27 protein-coding genes are annotated in these 15,986 nt (G+C 69.0%); 25 read left to right on the top strand and 2 right to left on the bottom strand.

All coding sequences use genetic code 11. From position 1 onward, the window contains the following. Positions 1-173 precede the first annotated feature (173 nt). The 17 genes from rplP (at position 174) to ABD296_RS44515 (ending at position 9,108) form a co-directional block, all read left to right on the top strand. Positions 174-593, top strand: a complete 420-nt coding sequence (gene rplP, locus ABD296_RS44595; RefSeq protein ID WP_344282850.1) for a 50S ribosomal protein L16 — start codon at positions 174-176, stop codon at positions 591-593. Between the two features lie 76 nt (positions 594-669). Continuing rightward, the gene (rpmC, locus tag ABD296_RS44590; RefSeq protein WP_151545534.1) at positions 670-912 is read left to right on the top strand and encodes a 50S ribosomal protein L29; all 243 of its coding nucleotides are present in this window, start codon (positions 670-672) and stop codon (positions 910-912) included. Next, positions 909-1,178 carry a 30S ribosomal protein S17 gene (gene rpsQ, locus ABD296_RS44585; protein ID WP_285920925.1) on the top strand — a complete coding sequence of 90 codons (270 nt, stop codon included), beginning with the start codon at positions 909-911 and terminating at the stop codon, positions 1,176-1,178. Before rpmC ends, rpsQ begins: the two co-directional genes overlap by 4 nt. Positions 1,179-1,287: 109 nt before the next feature. Further along, the gene (gene rplN, locus ABD296_RS44580; protein ID WP_021596728.1) at positions 1,288-1,656 is read left to right on the top strand and encodes a 50S ribosomal protein L14; all 369 of its coding nucleotides are present in this window, start codon (positions 1,288-1,290) and stop codon (positions 1,654-1,656) included. Next, positions 1,656-1,964 (top strand): 50S ribosomal protein L24, encoded by a 309-nt coding sequence (gene rplX, locus ABD296_RS44575; protein ID WP_344282842.1) that lies wholly within the window; start codon positions 1,656-1,658, stop codon positions 1,962-1,964. The genes rplN and rplX overlap by 1 nt, the downstream gene beginning before the upstream one ends. A 5-nt stretch (positions 1,965-1,969) precedes the next feature. Then, positions 1,970-2,545 carry a 50S ribosomal protein L5 gene (rplE, locus tag ABD296_RS44570; RefSeq protein WP_344282839.1) on the top strand — a complete coding sequence of 192 codons (576 nt, stop codon included), beginning with the start codon at positions 1,970-1,972 and terminating at the stop codon, positions 2,543-2,545. A gap of 8 nt (positions 2,546-2,553) precedes the next feature. Then, positions 2,554-2,739, top strand: coding sequence for a type Z 30S ribosomal protein S14 (locus ABD296_RS44565; RefSeq protein WP_018657585.1), 186 nt, complete (start codon positions 2,554-2,556; stop codon positions 2,737-2,739). 139 nt (positions 2,740-2,878) lie between these two features. Then, positions 2,879-3,277, top strand: coding sequence for a 30S ribosomal protein S8 (rpsH, locus tag ABD296_RS44560; RefSeq protein ID WP_285920933.1), 399 nt, complete (start codon positions 2,879-2,881; stop codon positions 3,275-3,277). Positions 3,278-3,293: 16 nt separating this feature from the next. After that, positions 3,294-3,830 (top strand): 50S ribosomal protein L6, encoded by a 537-nt coding sequence (rplF, locus tag ABD296_RS44555; protein WP_344282833.1) that lies wholly within the window; start codon positions 3,294-3,296, stop codon positions 3,828-3,830. 3 nt (positions 3,831-3,833) lie between these two features. Next, complete coding sequence (gene rplR / locus ABD296_RS44550; RefSeq protein WP_344282830.1) at positions 3,834-4,220, top strand: 50S ribosomal protein L18; 387 nt, start codon at positions 3,834-3,836, stop codon at positions 4,218-4,220. A gap of 31 nt (positions 4,221-4,251) precedes the next feature. Then, positions 4,252-4,878: a 30S ribosomal protein S5 gene (gene rpsE / locus ABD296_RS44545; RefSeq protein ID WP_151545537.1), complete on the top strand. Its 627-nt coding sequence runs from the start codon at positions 4,252-4,254 to the stop codon at positions 4,876-4,878. Further along, positions 4,875-5,057: a 50S ribosomal protein L30 gene (rpmD, locus tag ABD296_RS44540; RefSeq protein ID WP_021596720.1), complete on the top strand. Its 183-nt coding sequence runs from the start codon at positions 4,875-4,877 to the stop codon at positions 5,055-5,057. Before rpsE ends, rpmD begins: the two co-directional genes overlap by 4 nt. 1 nt (position 5,058) lies before the next feature. Further along, complete coding sequence (rplO, locus tag ABD296_RS44535) at positions 5,059-5,541, top strand: 50S ribosomal protein L15 (protein WP_344282826.1); 483 nt, start codon at positions 5,059-5,061, stop codon at positions 5,539-5,541. A gap of 216 nt (positions 5,542-5,757) precedes the next feature. Continuing rightward, positions 5,758-7,053: a preprotein translocase subunit SecY gene (gene secY / locus ABD296_RS44530; RefSeq protein ID WP_344282853.1), complete on the top strand. Its 1,296-nt coding sequence runs from the start codon at positions 5,758-5,760 to the stop codon at positions 7,051-7,053. Then, positions 7,053-7,703: an adenylate kinase gene (locus tag ABD296_RS44525; protein WP_344282823.1), complete on the top strand. Its 651-nt coding sequence runs from the start codon at positions 7,053-7,055 to the stop codon at positions 7,701-7,703. Before secY ends, ABD296_RS44525 begins: the two co-directional genes overlap by 1 nt. A gap of 107 nt (positions 7,704-7,810) precedes the next feature. Beyond that, entirely contained in the window at positions 7,811-8,623 is an 813-nt protein-coding gene (gene map, locus ABD296_RS44520; protein ID WP_344282820.1) for a type I methionyl aminopeptidase, read from the top strand. Between the two features lie 38 nt (positions 8,624-8,661). Further along, a complete protein-coding gene (locus tag ABD296_RS44515; protein ID WP_344282817.1) occupies positions 8,662-9,108 on the top strand; it encodes a DUF1707 SHOCT-like domain-containing protein in 447 nt (148 codons plus the stop codon). A 4-nt stretch (positions 9,109-9,112) separates the two neighbouring features. On the opposite strand, the gene ABD296_RS44510 is transcribed toward ABD296_RS44515, so the two are convergent. Both ABD296_RS44510 and ABD296_RS44505 read right to left on the bottom strand, forming a co-directional pair. Next, complete coding sequence (locus ABD296_RS44510; RefSeq protein WP_344282814.1) at positions 9,113-9,928, bottom strand: phosphodiesterase; 816 nt, start codon at positions 9,926-9,928, stop codon at positions 9,113-9,115. Between the two features lie 280 nt (positions 9,929-10,208). Beyond that, entirely contained in the window at positions 10,209-10,766 is a 558-nt protein-coding gene (locus ABD296_RS44505) for a hypothetical protein (RefSeq protein WP_344282811.1), read from the bottom strand. A 257-nt stretch (positions 10,767-11,023) separates the two neighbouring features. Here ABD296_RS44505 and infA point away from each other — a divergent pair, with 257 nt between their 5' ends. The 8 genes from infA (at position 11,024) to truA (ending at position 15,949) form a co-directional block, all read left to right on the top strand. Then, a complete protein-coding gene (gene infA, locus ABD296_RS44500; protein WP_018657567.1) occupies positions 11,024-11,245 on the top strand; it encodes a translation initiation factor IF-1 in 222 nt (73 codons plus the stop codon). A 66-nt stretch (positions 11,246-11,311) separates the two neighbouring features. Beyond that, a complete protein-coding gene (rpmJ, locus tag ABD296_RS44495) occupies positions 11,312-11,425 on the top strand; it encodes a 50S ribosomal protein L36 (RefSeq protein WP_018657566.1) in 114 nt (37 codons plus the stop codon). A gap of 211 nt (positions 11,426-11,636) precedes the next feature. Continuing rightward, entirely contained in the window at positions 11,637-12,017 is a 381-nt protein-coding gene (rpsM, locus tag ABD296_RS44490) for a 30S ribosomal protein S13 (RefSeq protein ID WP_344282807.1), read from the top strand. A 48-nt stretch (positions 12,018-12,065) separates the two neighbouring features. Then, positions 12,066-12,467 (top strand): 30S ribosomal protein S11, encoded by a 402-nt coding sequence (gene rpsK / locus ABD296_RS44485; protein WP_021596710.1) that lies wholly within the window; start codon positions 12,066-12,068, stop codon positions 12,465-12,467. A gap of 23 nt (positions 12,468-12,490) precedes the next feature. Beyond that, positions 12,491-13,117 (top strand): 30S ribosomal protein S4, encoded by a 627-nt coding sequence (rpsD, locus tag ABD296_RS44480; protein WP_344282803.1) that lies wholly within the window; start codon positions 12,491-12,493, stop codon positions 13,115-13,117. A gap of 128 nt (positions 13,118-13,245) precedes the next feature. Then, positions 13,246-14,259 (top strand): DNA-directed RNA polymerase subunit alpha, encoded by a 1,014-nt coding sequence (locus tag ABD296_RS44475; RefSeq protein WP_285920911.1) that lies wholly within the window; start codon positions 13,246-13,248, stop codon positions 14,257-14,259. Positions 14,260-14,354: 95 nt separating this feature from the next. Continuing rightward, a complete protein-coding gene (gene rplQ, locus ABD296_RS44470) occupies positions 14,355-14,861 on the top strand; it encodes a 50S ribosomal protein L17 (protein ID WP_344282798.1) in 507 nt (168 codons plus the stop codon). A gap of 203 nt (positions 14,862-15,064) precedes the next feature. After that, a complete protein-coding gene (gene truA, locus ABD296_RS44465; RefSeq protein ID WP_344282795.1) occupies positions 15,065-15,949 on the top strand; it encodes a tRNA pseudouridine(38-40) synthase TruA in 885 nt (294 codons plus the stop codon). Positions 15,950-15,986: the final 37 nt, after the last annotated feature.

Here is a 15,986-nt window from a genome sequence, read left to right as displayed (position 1 = left end):
CGAGCGTCGCGGCGGTGGCCGCGGCGGTCGCGGCGGTCGCGGTGGCGAGCGCGGCGGTGCCCGTGGCGGCGAGGCCCGCGGCGGCGCCGAGGCGCCCAAGCAGCAGCAGAGTTCCGAGCAGCCGGCGCAGACGGCCGACGCTGCTCCGCAGGGTGAGGGGAGCTGAGTAACCCATGCTGATCCCTCGCAAGGTCAAGCACCGCAAGCAGCACCACCCGAAGCGCCGCGGCATGGCCAAGGGCGGCACCAAGGTGACGTTCGGCGAGTACGGCATCCAGGCGGTCGAGGCCGCCTACGTGACGAACCGGCAGATCGAGGCCGCGCGTATCGCGATGACCCGCCACATCAAGCGTGGCGGCAAGGTCTGGATCAACATCTTCCCGGACCGTCCGCTGACCAAGAAGCCGGCGGAGACCCGGATGGGCTCCGGCAAGGGCTCCGTGGAGTGGTGGATCGCGAACGTCAAGCCGGGCCGCGTGCTCTTCGAGATCTCCTACCCGAGCGAGCAGATCGCCCGCGAGGCGCTGACCCGCGCGATCCACAAGCTTCCGATGAAGTGCAAGATCGTTAAGCGAGAGGTGGGCGAGAGCTGATGTTCGAGCCTCACAAGCTTCCGATGCTGCGCTCACTGACCTGCAAGATCGTTAAGCGAGAGGTGGGTGAGTCCTGATGGCCAAGGGTCTTACCGCCGACGACCTGCGGACCGAGCCCGAGGACGTTCTGGTCACCAAGCTGAAGGAGGCGAAGGAGGAGCTGTTCAACCTCCGCTTCCAGGCCGCGACCGGCCAGCTTGAGAGCCACGGGCGGCTGCGCACCGTCAAGCGCGAGATCGCCCGCATCTACACCGTGATGCGGGAGCGCGAGCTCGGCATCGTCACGGTCGCCGAGGACGCCGTGGAGGGCACCGAATGACCGAGCAGACCAAGGCGCGGAGCAGCCGCAAGGTCCTGGAGGGCCTCGTGGTCAGCGACAAGATGGACAAGACCGTGGTCGTGTCCGTCGAGGACCGCGTGAAGCACGCCAAGTACCACAAGGTGATCCGCCGCACGAAGAACTACAAGGCGCACGACGAGGCCAACGAGTGTGGCGTCGGCGACCGCGTCCGTCTCATGGAGACCCGCCCGCTGTCGGCGAGCAAGCGGTGGCGCGTGGTGGAGATCCTCGAGAAGGCCAAGTAGGAGCCGCAAGGCCCCTGCGGGACGCAGTCCCGCAATTGAACACCGATGGTTCCACCAGGCTCCTCGGACGACGTCCGAGAGAGAACCGGTGTGACGAACAGGAGTTGACGTGATCCAGCAGGAGTCGCGACTCAAGGTCGCCGACAACACGGGTGCGAAGGAGATCCTTTGCATCCGCGTTCTCGGCGGCTCGGGTCGGCGCTACGCGGGAGTCGGCGACATCATCGTCGCGACGGTGAAGGACGCCCTTCCCGGCGCGGGCGTGAAGAAGGGTGACGTCGTCAAGGCGGTCGTCGTGCGCACCCGCAAGGAGCGCCGGCGCCCGGACGGCTCCTACATCCGCTTCGACGAGAACGCCGCGGTCCTGATCAAGGACGGCGGGGACCCCCGTGGCACCCGCATCTTCGGCCCGGTGGGCCGCGAACTGCGCGAGAAGAAGTTCATGCGCATCATCTCGCTCGCGCCGGAGGTGCTGTGATGAAGATCCGCAAGGGCGACGAGGTCGTCGTCATCGCCGGCAAGGACAAGGGCGCCACGGGCAAGGTCCTGCGCGTCCTCCCGCGCGAGGACCGCGTGGTCGTCGAGGGCGTCAACCTCATGACCAAGAACATCAAGGCCGACCAGCAGCGTGCCGGCAAGGAGAGCGGCCGGGTGACGGTCGAGGCGCCGCTGCACGTCAGCAACGTCGCGCTCGCCGAGGACGGCAAGCCGGTCCGGGTCGGCTACCGCATCAACGAGGACGGCACGAAGGTTCGGATCTCGCGCCGTAGCGGTAAGGAGATCTGAGACCGATGACCGAGACCGTCACCGAGCGTCCCGTCCCGCAGCCGAGGCTCAAGCTCCGCTACCGCGAGGAGATCGCGAAGCAGATGCAGGAGCAGTTCGGCTACGCCAACGTCATGCAGATCCCCGGGCTGACCAAGATCGTGGTCAACATGGGCGTCGGCGACGCGGCCAAGGACGCCAAGCTGATCGAGGGCGCGATCCGCGACCTCTCACTGATCACCGGCCAGAAGCCGGCCGTGAACCGGGCCCGCAAGTCCATCGCGCAGTTCAAGCTGCGCGAGGGCATGCCGATCGGCGCGCACGCCACGCTGCGCGGCGACCGGATGTGGGAGTTCCTGGACCGGCTGCTGGCCACCGCGCTGCCCCGTATCCGCGACTTCCGCGGCCTGTCGCCGAAGCAGTTCGACGGCAACGGCAACTACACCTTCGGGCTGACCGAGCAGGTCATGTTCCACGAGGTCGACCCGGACAAGATCGACCGGACGCGGGGCATGGACATCACGGTCGTGACGTCCGCGAAGACCGATGACGAGGGCCGGGCGCTGCTCAAGCTCCTGGGCTTCCCCTTCAAGGAGAGCTGAGCAGACACATGGCGAAGAAGTCGCTGATCGCCAAGGCGGCGCGGAAGCCGAAGTTCGGCGTGCGCGCGTACACTCGTTGCTCGCGCTGCGGGCGCCCGCGTTCGGTCTACCGGAAGTTCGGCCTGTGCCGTGTGTGCTTCCGGGAGATGGCCCACCGCGGCGAGCTGCCTGGCATCACCAAGTCCAGCTGGTAGGAGCCTCCCCCCGGCGACGGGGGGAGCCCGCCGGCGTGTATCAACCACCGGGCATCCGCGAGGGTGCCCACGACCGCGCCAAAGGTCCACGGGACGACATCACCCCGAGGAAACCGTGGCGAGGGAGGGCCAGTAGGCCATGACGATGACCGACCCGATCGCAGACATGCTGACGCGTCTGCGGAACGCGAATTCGGCGTACCACGACTCGGTGGCGATGCCGTACTCGAAGATCAAGGCGCACATCGCCGAGATCCTCCAGCAGGAGGGCTACATCTCGGGCTGGACCGTGGAGGACGCCGAGGTCGGCAAGAAGCTCACCATCGAGCTGAAGTTCGGCCCGACCCGTGAGCGTTCGATCGCCGGCATCAAGCGCGTCTCGAAGCCGGGTCTGCGCGTGTACGCGAAGAAGGACAACCTGCCGCGGGTTCTGGGCGGGCTGGGCGTGGCGATCATTTCGACGTCCTCCGGCCTGATGACGGACCGGCAGGCGGGCAAGCGCGGCGTGGGCGGCGAAGTCCTCGCCTACGTCTGGTGAGGGGAGGGCTCTAACAATGTCGCGAATCGGACGTCTCCCCATCACCGTGCCCGGTGGGGTCGAGATCAGCCTCGACGGCCGCGAGGTCACCGTCAAGGGGCCGAAGGGCACGCTGTCGCACACGGTCGCCGAGCCGATCGAGGTGTCGATGGAGGACGGCCAGGTCACCGTGACCCGGCCGAACGACATCAACACGGTGCGCGCCCTGCACGGGCTCACCCGCTCGTTGATCAACAACATGGTCGTCGGTGTCACCGAGGGCTACAAGAAGACCCTGGTCATCCAGGGCGTCGGCTACCGTGTGGTGGCCAAGGGCAAGAACCTCGAGTTCTCGCTCGGGTACAGCCACCCGATCACGGTCGAGCCCCCGGAGGGCATCACCTTCACGGTGGAGCGGCCGACCCAGCTGACGGTCGAGGGCATCGACAAGCAGAAGGTCGGCGAGATCGCCGCCAACATCCGCAAGCTGCGCAAGCCCGACCCGTACAAGGGCAAGGGCGTGCGGTACGAGGGCGAGCAGATCCGCCGCAAGGTCGGAAAGGCTGGTAAGTAGATCATGGCAGGCACCAAGACCCTGGCCGCCAAGGCCACGTCGGCGCGGGCCAAGTCCCGCAAGCGCCGGCACCTGCGGGTCCGGAAGAAGGTCGTGGGCAGCGCCGCGCGGCCTCGCCTGGTCGTGACCCGCTCCACCAGGCACGTGTTCGTCCAGGTCATCGACGACAGCAAGGGCCACACGCTGGCCTACGCCTCGACGATGGAGGCGGACCTGCGCGCCGACTCCGGCGACAAGACGGCCAAGTCCCGCAGGGTCGGCGAGCTCGTCGCCCGGCGGGCCCAGGAGGCCGGCGTCTCCGCGGTCGTGTTCGACCGCGGCGGCAACAAGTACCACGGCCGCATCGCCGCCGTCGCGGAGGGTGCGCGCGAGGGGGGCCTGGAGCTTTGATGGCCCTCAACGAGGCAAACGAGAGGAACCACTGATGGCAGCGCAGAGGCGTGGTGGCGGTCAGGGTGGCGACCGTCGCGACGGCCGCCGCGACGACCGCCGCGGTGGCGCCGACAAGGGCCAGTCGTACATCGAGAAGGTCGTGGCGATCAACCGTGTCGCCAAGGTCGTCAAGGGCGGTCGCCGGTTCAGCTTCACCGCCCTGGTGATCGTCGGTGACGGCAACGGCACCGTCGGCGTCGGCTACGGCAAGGCCAAGGAGGTGCCCGCGGCGATCGCCAAGGGCGTCGAGGAGGCCAAGAAGCACTTCTTCAAGGTGCCGCGGATCCAGGGCACCATCCCGCACCTGGTGCAGGCGCGGGACGCGGCGGGCGAGGTCCTGCTGCGCCCGGCCGCCCCCGGTACCGGCGTGATCGCCGGTGGCCCGGTGCGCGCGGTGCTGGAGTGCGCGGGCATCCACGACGTGCTGAGCAAGTCGCTGGGCAGTGACAACGCGATCAACATCGTGCACGCCACGATCGCGGGGCTGAAGTCGCTGAAGCGTCCGGAGGAGATCGCGGCCAAGCGCGGCCTGCCGATCGAGGACGTCGCCCCGGCGGCCATGCTGCGCGCCCGCGCGGCGGGCAGCGAGCCGAGGGCGGAGGCCGCGACCTCATGAGCAACCTGAAGATCACGCAGACCAAGTCCGTGATCAGCGAGAAGCAGAACCAGCGTGACACGCTGCGCACCCTCGGCCTGAAGAAGATCGGGCAGAGCGTGGTCCGCGAGGACCGCCCCGAGGTGCTCGGCATGATCCGGACGGTGGCCCACCTGGTCACCGTCGAGGAGGTCGACTGACATGGCCGCCGATCTGGAGAAGGGCGCCACGGGTTCGGACGGCGCCCCGCTGAAGATCCACGACCTGCGTCCGGCCCCCGGCGCCAACCGGGCCAAGATCCGCAAGGGTCGCGGCGAGGCGTCCAAGGGCAAGACCGCGGGCCGCGGCACGAAGGGCACGAAGGCCCGCGGCACGGTTCCGGTGGGGTTCGAGGGCGGCCAGATGCCGCTCATCCGCCGGGTGCCGAAGCTGAAGGGCTTCAAGAACCCCAACCGTGTCGAGTTCCAGGTCGTGAACCTGGACAAGCTCGCCGCGCTCTACCCCGAGGGCGGCGAGGTCACGGCCGAGGACCTGGCGGCCAAGGGCGCGGTGCGCCGCGGCCGTCCGGTGAAGGTCCTCGGCACCGGCGAGATCTCCGTGGCGGTCCGGGTGAAGGCGCACGCCTTCTCCGGCAGCGCCAAGGAGAAGATCGCCGCCGCCGGCGGGACCGCCGACGAGCTGTAAGGCGACACCTTCGATGCCGGGGCCGTCTTCGCCTTGCACCGCGGGCCGTAGGGCCCGCGGGGCGGGCGGGGCGGCCCCGGTCTCATCTGCTGTTAGAGTCACACCGGCGGGAGCGACGCGCGTGAGATTGCCCACGATCTTCGATTCCGCCGGACCTCATGGACCTGTAACCGGCCCCTCGGCGGCCATGATCTCGCCAGTCGCGCAGGAGGAATGGTGCTGACCGCGTTCACTCGGGCTTTCCGTACGCCCGACCTGCGTAAGAAGCTGTTGTTCACGTTGTTCATGATCCTGGTGTTCCGGATCGGGGCGACCCTTCCGACGCCGAACGTGAACGTGAGCGTGCTGAAGTCGACCGCCGACGCGGCGAAGAAGAGCAACCAGCTCTACGGCCTCGTCGACCTGTTCAGCGGCGGCGCGCTGCTGAAGCTGTCGGTGTTCGCGCTGGGGATCATGCCGTACATCACGGCGAGCATCATCCTGCAGCTGCTGACCGTGGTGATCCCGCGGCTGGAGGCCCTCAAGAAGGAGGGCCAGGCCGGCACGACGAAGATCACCCAGTACACCCGGTACCTGACGATCGGGCTGGGCATCCTGCAGGCGACCGGCATCGTGGCGATGGCGAGCACGGGGCAGCTGTTCCAGGGCCAGTCGGGCAGTGACGACATCCTGTACGACACCGGCGTGTTCCCGATCGTCACCATGGTGATCTGCATGGTGGCGGGCACCTCGGTGATCATGTGGCTGGGCGAGCTGATGACCGACCGCGGCGTCGGCAACGGCATGTCGATCCTGATCTTCACGCAGGTGGTGGCGGTCTTCCCGTCCCAGTTCTGGAGCATCTACAAGGCCAAGAACGGGTTCGTGTTCGCGCTGGTGATCCTCGTCGGTCTGGCGATCATGGCGGGCGTGGTCTTCGTCGAGCAGGCGCAGCGCCGCATCCCGGTGCAGTACGCCAAGCGGATGGTGGGCCGGCGGATGTACGGCGGCACCTCGACCTACATCCCGCTGAAGGTGAACCAGGCCGGCATCATCCCGGTGATCTTCGCCTCATCGCTGCTCTATCTGCCGGTGCTGGCGACGCAGCTGTGGCCGAACACGACGTGGCTGCAGAAGGTGCAGCCCTACCTGCAGCAGGACAACCCCTGGCACATGGGGATCTTCTTCGTCTTCATCATCTTCTTCACCTACTTCTATGTGGCGATCACCTTCAACCCCACTGAAGTGGCCGACAACATGAAGAAGTATGGTGGATTCATCCCAGGTATCCGTCCTGGCCGGCCGACCGCCGAGTACCTCGACTACGTGCTGACCCGGATCACCACACCCGGTGCGCTCTACCTGGGGCTCGTCGCCCTGATCCCCATGGTGGCGTTCGCACTCCTGAACGCGACCCAGAACTTCCCCTTCGGCGGCACGAGCATCCTCATCGTCGTCGGCGTCGGACTGGATACCGTGAAGCAGATCGAGAGTCAGCTACAGCAGCGCAACTACGAGGGCTTCCTCCGGTAGTGCGTATCGTGCTGGTGGGCCCCCCGGGAGCGGGCAAGGGGACGCAGGCCCAGTTCATCGCATCTCATCTGTCCATCCCGAAGATCTCGACAGGTGACATCTTCCGCGCCAACGTGAGCGGCGGTACCGAGCTCGGCCGGCAGGCCAAGCAGTACATGGACCGCGGCGACCTCGTCCCCGACGAGGTCACCATCGCGATGGTGCGCGACCGGCTGGCCGAGGACGACGCGCGCGACGGGTTCCTGCTCGACGGGTTCCCGCGCAACGTCCCGCAGGCCGAGACGCTGAAGAAGATCCTCGCCGAGTGGGACACCCGTCTGGACATCGTGCTGGAACTGGTCGTCGACGAGGACGAGGTCGTCCGGCGGCTCTCGGGCCGGCGCACCTGCGACAAGTGCGGCCGGATCTGGCACGTCGACTTCGACGACAAGCAGGACGACGTCTGCGACGACTGCGGCGGCCGGCTGTTCCAGCGCGACGACGACAAGGAAGAGGTCGTCATGCACCGGCTGGAGGTGTACCGGGACGACACGTCGCCGCTGGTGCAGTTCTACGCCGACGAGAACATCCTCGTCGGCATCGACGCGACCGGGCCGGTCGAGGAGGTCACCAAGCGCGCCCTCGCCGCGCTCCGCCCCCTGGAGAGGTAGGGGACAGAGCCCGGGGGCCGCGAGGCGGTTCCCGACCCTGGCACGGTTCGGCATCCGTCCGCCGGGACCGCCCGTGGCGGTCCCGGCGGTTCGCTTGAGGGGGAGAGATGTTCAAACGGCGCAGGCCCGCGATCCAGGTGAAGACGCCGGAGCAGATCGAGAAGATGCGCGCGGCGGGGCTGCTGGTCGGCCGTACGCTGGAGGTGCTGCGGGACGCGGTCAAGCCCGGGATCAGCACCAAGGACCTGGACGAGGTCGCCGAGCGGCACATCCGCGACAACGGCGGGGTCCCCTCGTTCCTCGGCTACCACGGCTTCACCGGGACGATCTGCGCGTCCATCAACGAGGAGATCGTGCACGGCATCCCGCGGCCGGACAAGATCCTCCAGGACGGCGACATCATCTCGCTGGACTGCGGCGCGATCGTGGACGGCTGGCACGGCGACGCCGCGATCACCGTCCCGGTGGGGGAGACCACCGCGGAGCGGCGGCGGCTGCTGGAGGTCACCGAGGCGTCCCTGTGGCACGGCCTGGCGGCCGGGAGGGCCGGGGCGCGCCTCACGGACATGTCGCACGCGATCGAGTCCCACATCCGCTCTCAGGGCTCCTACGGCATCGTCGAGGGCTACGGCGGGCACGGCATCGGCACCGAGATGCACATGGACCCGCTGATCCCCAACCACGGCGCGCCGGGCCACGGCCCCGTGCTGGAGGTCGGGATGTGCTTCGCGGTCGAGCCGATGGTCAACCTCGGCACCAAGGAGACCCTGGAGCTCGAGGACGGCTGGACGGTGATCACCACCGACGGCCGGTCCTCCGCGCACTTCGAGCACACGTTCGCGGTCACCCCGGACGGTCCCCGCGTCCTCACGGCGCTCGACGAGGGCCGGGAGTGGTTCGCCAGGCTCGAAGTAGGCTGACGGTAGGCACAGCCGTGGCATGAGAGCGGAGGGCATCGATGGCTCCGAACCCTGACATCCGGGCCTCGGACGCCGATCGCGACGGGGTGGCGGCGAGCCTTCGCGAGCACTGCGCGGAGGGCCGGATCACGATGGACGAGATGCACGAGCGGCTCGAGTCCACGTACGCCGCCAAGACCCTGGGCGATCTGCAGGAGGTCACCTCCGACCTCCCCGAGCAGGATCTTTACCAGTACCCCATCCCGGCGTCGCACCCCAACAGCGCCGCCAGCCCGGCGACCCGGCACTCCGGCACCGACCTGAGCCGGCTGGGCGGACGGGCGGTCTGGGCGACGTGGGCGACCGTCAGCGCGATCAACCTCGCCGTGTGGCTGGCCCTCGCCGTCACCGGCAACGTCGTCTACCCGTGGTGGATCTGGGTGGCCGGGCCGTGGGGCGCACTGCTGCTCATACGCACGGTCTTCGGCCCGCGGGGACGCTGCTGACCGGCTACTCCACGTCCATCAGCGGGCGGTAGTTCCCGGTCGGCACGAAATGCGTCGTCGCCGCGCCGTCGTCGGTCACCAGGTGCACCGCGAACCCGGCGGGCTCCCCGGTCACCGCCGCCCGCCCGGGATGCGTCAGGTCCAGGAACAGCTGCCGGTAGGTGCTCGGGCACGTCGTGCTGACCGTCCCCGCCAGCGACCCCACCGACCCCCGGTGCACGTGCCCCGAGATGATCCGCACCACCTGCGGATGCCGACCGATGACCTTGGCGAACCCGGCCGGGTCGACGAACCGCATGTCGTCGATGAACCTGATCCCGATCGGGAACGGGGGATGGTGCGTCGCGACCACCGTGGGCGTCGCCGGCGCGGCCCCGAGCGTCTCGTCCAGCCAGGAGAGCCGCTCCTCGCTCATGTGCCCGTGCGGATGCCCGTCGACCGTCGTGTCGCAGCACACCAGCCGCACGCCCGCCACGTCCACCGCGTACTGGACGGGGGCCTGCGGCGCGGACCCGGTGTCGACCACCGCCGGGTGGTCGCCGAACGCGGCGCGCATCGCGTCGCGGTCGTCGTGGTTGCCGGGCATCGGGTAGACCGCCATCGGCAGCGGCGACAGCAGCGCGTGCAGCCGGGCGTACTCCTCGGGCCGCCCGCCGTCGGCGAGGTCGCCGGTCAGCACCAGCGCGTCCGGCCGCGCCGGCAGCGCCAGCAGGCTGGACACCGCCGCGCGCAGGGCCCGCACCGGCCCGGAGCCGTCGTCCACCTCGCCGTCCGGTCCGGCGGCCAGGTGGATGTCGCTCAGCTGCGCGATGATCGCCATTGATCCTCCCCTCGTGCCCATTGCGTCGCCCTCGGCGTCAGGCGCTGGAGCGCCTTCCTTCAACGGGCAAAGCGGAGATCGCCGCATCGCTCCGACCCGCCCCGGGGACTCGCCGCGCGGTCGAGTCCTCGCAGGCTCCGGACTCGGCCTCGCTCGCGATCGCAACGGTCCGGGTCGGTGCGGGGTCGGGGAAGCGGGACGATGCGCCGGCGATCTTGCTTCCGCGCCGCCAGTATGCCGCGTGCCCAGTGGGGAACGTACCGGACGCGGGTTTCGTGCCCTAGGCCACGTGCGGGATGACCAGGGAAAGGGCCGAGGTGACGTCCTCGGGGGCGGGGGCGACGTCGGGGACGACGTCGCGCAGGGCCAGCCAGCCGTTGATGGCCTGGACGGTCGGCTTGGCCTCGACGAGCTGCGGGTCGTCGATGCCGTACCAGGCGGCGACCTTCGACCAGCGCCACAGCCGGTGGCCGGCGGTGGAGATCTCCGACGCGGGGAAGCCGGTGGTGCCGCGGGCGCCGGTGATCGCGTGCCGGACCGAGTCCGCGGACCGCCCGACGCGGTCGGCGATGTCGCGGATCGTCAGCAGGGGATCGGCCTCGACCTGGAGCACGTGCAGGCCCTCGGCACTGGCCTCGACGTGCTCGACGACCTCCATGATCGCGGCGGCGAGGGTGGTGCCCTGCCAGGCGCAGGAGGCGTTCCCCGGGCGGTCGGCGTGCTGCGGCTCGCTGATGACCGAGACGGTGACGGCGCCGTGCGTCCGGTCGAACAGCGGGTCCAGTTCGTCCTCGTAGAGGGGACGGCTGAGGATCAGCGCGAAGTCATAGCTCGGCATGCTGACCCTCCTCGGACGTATCTCTTCTGAAAGGTACAACGCGGGAGCGGGGTATGCTTGACTCGGAAGCAGTCTCCGGACCCATATCATGCGTTGATTTCGCATTCGGCGGTTCGGTGACGTAGACTGCTGTGCCGGTCCGTTGTCGGCCGCCTGTTCCCCTTGTTCTCGATGCGTCCGCGTCGTGGCCTGGGTGCGGCCGTGCCCCTCGCGGGGCGGACCGGGTCCAATGAGCCGATCAGCGAAGCGCGGAGGACATGCCCAAGAAAGAAGGGGCCATCGAGATCGAGGGCACCGTCATCGAGTCCCTCCCGAACGCCATGTTCCGGGTGGAGCTCGACAACGGGCACAAGGTGCTCGCCCACATCAGCGGCAAGATGCGGATGCACTACATCCGGATCCTGCCGGACGACCGCGTTGTTGTGGAGCTGAGTCCCTACGACCTCACGCGCGGTCGGATCGTCTACCGCTACAAGTAAATCCCACTGGGGTTGCCTTCCCCGTGCGTGGCGGCGCGGGGGTGACCCTTATCCCTAGGAGACCCAGTGAAGGTCAAGCCGAGCGTCAAGAAGATCTGCCAGAAGTGCCGCGTCATCCGCCGGCACGGCCGGGTCATGGTCATCTGCTCCGACCCGCGCCACAAGCAGCGCCAGGGCTGACCGGCACCTGCCGGAAAGCTCGACACAAGCGCATCGCAGCCTTCGCACAGGTCGCCGTGCAGCTCGCCCGGAATCTCCGGTGATCGAGTTGTGCGGCACCACTGTGTGAAGGGGCCACCCTCGGACGACGGAGGCCGAGGCCGCCACCCGGGCAGGGTGTGTGCGGACGCGATGCGCCCATACCTCCGCGAAATGAAGGGAACTGCCCACGATGGCACGCCTCCTCGGCGTCGACCTCCCGCGCGAAAAGCGCCTCGAGGTCGCTCTCACCTACATCTTCGGCATCGGCCGGACCCGGGCCCTGGCGACCCTGGAGGGCACCGGCATCAGCGGTGACCTGCGGGTGCACCAGCTCGGCGACGACGAGCTGGTCAAGCTCCGCGACTGGATCGAGCAGAACTACCAGATCGAGGGCGACCTGCGCCGCGAGATCCAGTCGGACATCCGCCGCAAGATCGAGATCGGGTGCTACCAGGGCATCCGGCACCGCCGCGGTCTGCCCGTCCACGGCCAGCGCACCCAGACCAACGCGCGCACCCGCAAGGGCAAGAAGAAGACCGTGGCCGGCAAGAAGAAGGCCGGCAAGAAGTAGTCCGGAGTCGGTCCTCCGGATCGATGACCTCAAGAGTAGAGAGAGCAGATGCCTCCTAAGAGCCGTGTCGGCGCCAAGAAGGTGCGCCGCAAGGAAAAGAAGAACGTCGCTCACGGGCACGCCCACATCAAGAGCACGTTCAACAACACGATCGTCTCGATCACCGACCCCAACGGCAACGTGATCTCCTGGGCCTCCTCGGGCCACGTGGGCTTCAAGGGCTCGCGCAAGTCGACCCCGTTCGCCGCGCAGCAGGCCGCCGAGGCCGCCGCCCGGCGCGCGATGGAGCACGGCATGCGCAAGGTCGACGTCTTCGTCAAGGGCCCCGGCTCCGGTCGCGAGACCGCGATCCGCTCGCTCCAGGCCACCGGCCTGGAGGTGGGCTCCATCCAGGACGTCACGCCCGTTCCGCACAACGGCTGCCGCCCGCCCAAGCGCCGGCGCGTCTGAGCCGTAGGGGAGATCACAGAACAATGGCTCGTTACACCGGTGCGGACTGCAAGCTCTGCCGCCGCGAGAAGATGAAGCTGTTCCTCAAGGGCAGCAAGTGCGAGGGCCCGAAGTGCCCGATCGAGATCCGTCCCTACCCGCCGGGTGAGCACGGACGCGGTCGGCCGAAGGAGACCGAGTACCTGCTGCAGCTGCGCGAGAAGCAGAAGGCCAAGCGCATCTACGGCGTGCTGGAGCGGCAGTTCAGCAACTACTACGTCGAGGCGAACCGCCAGGGCGGCAAGACGGGTGAGAACCTGCTGCGCCTGCTCGAGCGCCGGCTCGACAACGTGGTCTACCGCGCGGGCTTCGCCAAGTCCCGCGACATGGCCCGCCAGCTCATCCGCCACGGCCACATCCGGGTCAACGGCAGGAAGGTCAACATCCCGTCCTTCCTGGTGAGCGAATCCGACATCGTCGACGTCAAGGGCAAGTCGCTCGAGATGACGCCGTTCCAGGTCGCCAAGGCCGAGGTCGGGGACCGGCAGGTCCCGGCGTGGCTGGGGATCGACGGCGAGAAGATGCGGATCCTCGTGCACGCGCTGCCCGTCCGCCAGCAGATCGACGCTCCCGTCCAGGAGCAGCTGATCGTCGAGCTCTACTCCAAGTAGGGCTCCGCCTCACAGCAGTACTCCGCGTTCCTCCGGGATGCCGCGCTCGGCGTGGCATCCTGGAGGGGCGGGGAACATTCCGAAACGCGGTCGTCAAATAGCGGGCACCGCGGGAAGAAGGCACCAACATGCTCATCGCTCAGCGTCCCACTCTCACCGAAGAGCAGGTCGACGAGTACCGGTCGCGGTTCACCATCGAGCCGCTGGAGCCGGGCTTCGGCTACACGATCGGCAACTCGCTCCGCCGTACGCTGCTCTCCTCGATCCCCGGTGCGGCCGTCACCAGCATCCGGATCGAGGGCGTCCTGCACGAGTTCTCGACCGTCCCCGGGGTCAAGGAGGATGTCACCGACATCATCCTGAACCTCAAGGAGCTGGTCGTCTCCTCCGAGCACGACGAGCCCGTCGTGATGTACCTGCGCAAGCAGGGCCCGGGCGAGGTGACCGCGGCCGACATCGCGCCGCCGGCGGGCGTCGAGGTCCACAACCCGGACCTGCACATCGCCACGCTGAACAACAAGGCCAAGCTGGAGATGGAGCTGACGGTCGAGCGCGGCCGCGGCTACGTCTCCGCCGCGCAGAACAAGCAGCCGGGGCAGGAGATCGGCCGGATCCCGATCGACTCCATCTACTCGCCCGTGCTCAAGGTCACCTACAAGGTCGAGGCCACCCGAGTCGAGCAGCGCACCGACTTCGACCGCCTCATCCTGGACGTGGAGACCAAGGCCTGCATGCTGCCGCGCGACGCGGTCGCGTCGGCCGGCAAGACCCTCGTCGAGCTGTTCGGGCTGGCCCGTGAGCTCAACGTCGAGGCCGAGGGCATCGACATGGGCCCGTCCCCGACGGACGCCGCGCTCGCCGCGGACCTGGCCCTGCCGATCGAGGAGCTGAACCTGACGGTCCGCTCCTACAACTGCCTCAAGCGCGAGGGCATCCACTCGGTGGGCGAGCTGGTGGCCCGCTCCGAGCAGGACCTGCTCGATATAAGGAATTTCGGCGCCAAGTCGATCGAAGAGGTCAAGCAGAAGCTCAACGACATGGGCCTCTCGCTGAAGGACTCCCCGCCCGGGTTCGACCCGAGCGCGGCGGCCGACAACTACGGCGACGACGACGCGGGCTACGCCGAGACCGAGCAGTACTAGAAACCCGATTCCCGGCGGCCGGGGGCGCGTTCCCCGGCCGCCGCGGAACCAGCTGACACCGGTACCTCGTACGGCCGGTGCAGGAAGGAAGAACCATGCCCCAGCCCACGAAGGGTGCCCGCCTCGGCGGCAGCGCCGCGCACCAGAAGCTGATCCTGGCGAACCTGGCGACGTCGCTGTTCGAGCACGGCCGCATCACCACCACCGAGGCCAAGGCCCGGCGGGTGCGCCCGCTCGCGGAGAAGCTGATCACCAAGGCCAGGAAGGGCGACCTGCACAACCGTCGCCTGGTGGCCCGGACGATCCGCGACAAGGGCGTGGTGCACGCGCTCTTCACCGAGATCGCGCCGCGCTTCGAGAACCGCCCCGGCGGCTACACCCGCATCACCAAGATCGGGCCGCGCAAGGGCGACAACGCCCCGATGGCCGTGATCGAGCTGGTGCAGGAGCAGCTGTCGGCCGGTCCGGCGACCGCGCAGGCCGCCCCGGCGACCGAGGAGAAGCCGGCGGAGACCGCCGCCGAGGAGATCGAGGCCCCGGCGACGGCCGAGGCCGCGGACGCGGAGGCCACCGAGGCCAAGGCCGAGGGCGACGAAAAGTAACCTCTGCTACCGCAGGTCGCAAGACATGAACAGGCCCACCGTCGGGAGCGCGACGGTGGGCCTGATCTTTGCCAGACTTGAGGGCATGGTCAGGTCAGGCGGCTGCGGACGGCGGGGGAGCGTGTCGATGAAGGACCCGATGAAACCACGGGCTCATCGGGGGGAACGGACGGGCAGCTGTGGCGAAGGACAGTCCACCTGACATGACCGCACTGGTACGACTCCGCCTCGACATCGGATACGACGGGACGGATTTCGCGGGCTGGGCCCGGCAGCCGAACCAGCGCACCGTCCAGGGCGTGATCGAGGACGCGCTCGCGCGGATGCTGCGGCTGGATCCGCCGCCGATGCTGACCGTCGCCGGACGCACCGACGCCGGCGTGCACGCCCGCGGGCAGGTCGCGCATCTCGTGGTCCCGGTCGCGGCGTATTCGGCGATCAACGGGACGATGCCGCGCCGGCTCGCCGGCCTGCTTCCGCCGGACGTGCGGGTGTGGCGGGTGTCGCTGGCGCCCGAGGGGTTCGACGCCCGGTTCTCGGCGCTGGCGCGCCGGTACGTGTACCGGGTGTGCGACAACCCGGTGGGCGTGGACCCGCTGCGCCGCCACGACGTCCTGTGGCATCCGCGCCCGCTGAACCTGGCCCGGATGAACGAGGCCGCGCGGCTGCTGGTGGGCGAGAACGACTTCGCCGCGTACTGCCGCAAGCGGGAGGGCGCGACGACGATCCGGGAGCTGCTGCGCTACGAGTGGGCGCGCGACGACCGCGACCCGCATCTGGCGCTGGCGACGGTGGAGGCGGACGCGTTCTGCCATTCGATGGTCCGTGCGCTGGTCGGCGCGCTCCTGATGGTGGGGGACGGGCGCCGCGACGTGGAGTGGCCCGCGGAGGTGCTGGCGGCGCGGGTCCGCGACTCCGGTGTGAACGTGGCTCCGGCGCACGGCCTGTCGCTGGAGGAGATCCGGTATCCGGACGACGACAGCCTCGCCAGGCGGGCGCAGGAGACCCGGCGCGTCCGGACGCTGAACGCCGCCGCGGCGGCCGCGGAGCATGCGGCGAACGCCGAGCAGCCCGGCGCCGCGTCCTAGCCCTGGAAACGCGACGGGGGGGGGGGGGGGGCGCCCC

Origin of the sequence: Actinomadura napierensis, assembly GCF_039529375.1 — a bacterium.
GTDB classification, from domain to species: Bacteria; Actinomycetota; Actinomycetes; order Streptosporangiales; family Streptosporangiaceae; genus Spirillospora; species Spirillospora napierensis.
The sequence above is the reverse complement of the archived record's forward strand: the minus strand, read 5'-3'. Positions and strand labels throughout refer to the sequence as shown.